Origin of the sequence: Halobellus rarus (assembly GCF_024494595.1) — an archaeon.
In the GTDB taxonomy this organism is placed as follows: Archaea; Halobacteriota; Halobacteria; order Halobacteriales; family Haloferacaceae; genus Haloquadratum; species Haloquadratum rarum.
In genome coordinates this window covers 1-600 of the sequence record NZ_JANHDI010000025.1, presented here as the reverse complement: position 1 = coordinate 600, position 600 = coordinate 1, and the positions used below count along the sequence as shown (strand labels likewise).

The following is a 600-nucleotide window of genomic DNA, read 5'->3' as shown; positions in this document are numbered from 1 at the left end:
CCCGCGATGTTGTGCATCAGTGGGCCGCCCTGTGCACCCGGGAAGACGGCTTTGTCGATGGCGTCGGCGTACTCGGCGTCGCACATAATGATCCCCCCGCGGCCCGCGCGAATCGTCTTGTGCGTCGATCCCGTCACGAAGTCCGCGACACCGACGGGTGAAGAGTGCACGCCCGCCGCGACCAGTCCCGTGATGTGGGCGATATCGGCGAGATGATACGCGTCGACGTCGTCGGCCGTCTCCTGGATGCGCTCCCACTCGACTTCCCGCGGGTACGCCGAGTACCCCGAGACGATGATGTCGGGATCGAACTCGTGAGCGATCTCAGCGAGGCCCTCGTAGTCGACGTAGCCCGTCTCCGCGTCTACCTCGTACTGTTCGACCTCGTAGGTCTGGCCCGCGAAATTCGCGGGGTGACCGTGGCTCAAGTGCCCGCCGTGAGTGAGATCCAACGAGAGGATCTTGTCGCCGGGATCCAACATCGCGAGGTAGACGCCCATGTTCGCCTGCGAACCCGAGTGCGGCTGGACGTTCACGTGGTCGGCCCCCCACAGTTCTTCGGCCCGCTCGATCGCCAACTCCTCGACCTCGTCGGCGTAC

The 600-nt window shown here is 65.2% G+C and carries 1 protein-coding gene; it reads right to left on the bottom strand.

Features of this window, described 5'->3' with window-relative positions; genetic code table 11:
• Nucleotides 1–600: serine hydroxymethyltransferase (locus tag NO876_RS17925; protein WP_256423044.1), on the bottom strand; the 600-nt coding region annotated here is incomplete at both ends.